Source organism: Actinophytocola xanthii, assembly GCF_001921205.1.
Lineage (GTDB): Bacteria > Actinomycetota > Actinomycetes > Mycobacteriales > Pseudonocardiaceae > Actinophytocola > Actinophytocola xanthii.
In genome coordinates this window covers 1-1,127 of the sequence record NZ_MSIE01000174.1, presented here as the reverse complement: position 1 = coordinate 1,127, position 1,127 = coordinate 1, and the positions used below count along the sequence as shown (strand labels likewise).

1 protein-coding gene is annotated in these 1,127 nt (G+C 66.3%); it reads left to right on the top strand.

The features are described 5' to 3' along the window. Positions 1-42: 42 nt before the first annotated feature. A partial coding sequence (locus BU204_RS37765) for an IS630 family transposase (RefSeq protein ID WP_075130574.1) occupies positions 43-1,127 on the top strand: 1,085 nt, incomplete at its 3' end.

Below are 1,127 nucleotides of genomic sequence, written 5' to 3'. Positions count from 1 at the left end.
TGTCCTGAGTCGGTAGTTCGTTGGCAGTTGTAGGGTGTGGCGATGCCGAGCCCGAGGTTGCGACCGGTGGTGCTTTCCGACGAGGAACGGTCGGTGCTGAGCGGGTGGGCGCGTCGGCGGAAGACCGCGCAGGCGTTGGCGCTGCGGTCCCGGATTGTGTTGCGCTGCTCCGAAGGCGGCTCGATCGGTGAGGTCGCGATGGACATCGGGGTCTCACGGAACACCGTGTCGAAGTGGCGGTCGCGGTTCGTCGTCGATCGGCTGGACGGTCTGTCCGACGAGCCTCGGCCGGGGCGGCCACGGGTGATCACTGACGACAAGGTGGACGAGGTGATCACCAGGACGTTGGAGCAGACGCCGGGGCGGGACACGCACTGGTCGACCCGGTCGATGGCCTCGGCGACCGGCATGTCGCAGACCGCGGTGTCACGGATCTGGCGGGCGTTCGGGCTCAAGCCGCACGCGGTGCAGACCTGGAAGCTGTCCACAGATCCGCTGTTCGTGGACAAGGTCCGTGACGTGGTCGGCCTCTACCTGAGCCCGCCGGAGAACGCCCTGGTGCTGGCGGTGGACGAGAAGAGCCAGATGCAGGCGATCGACCGCACCGCCCCGATCCTGCCGATCATGCCGACCACCCCGGCGCGGATGACCCACGACTACGTCCGCCACGGCACCACCAGCCTGTTCGCCGCCTTCGACGTCGGCAGCGGCTCGGTGATCGCCCAGCACTACCGGCGCCACCGTCACCAGGAATTCCTCCGCTTCCTGAAACTGATCGACGCCGCGGTCCCGAAGGAACTGGACCTGCACCTGGTGCTGGACAACTACGCCACCCACAAGACCCCGAAGGTCAAGGAGTGGCTGATCCGCCACCCGCGATTCCACCTGCACTTCACCCCGACCAGCGGCTCCTGGCTCAACCTCGTGGAGCGCTGGTTCGCCGAGCTGACCACCCGCAAGCTGCGCCGATCCGCCCATCGCAGCGTCACCGAACTCGAAGCCGACGTCCGAGGCTGGATCAACGACTGGAACAAGGACCCCAAGCCGTTCGTATGGACGAAGACCGCCGACAAGATCCTCGACACCCTCGCCGCATACTGCGAACGAATTAACGACTCACGACACTA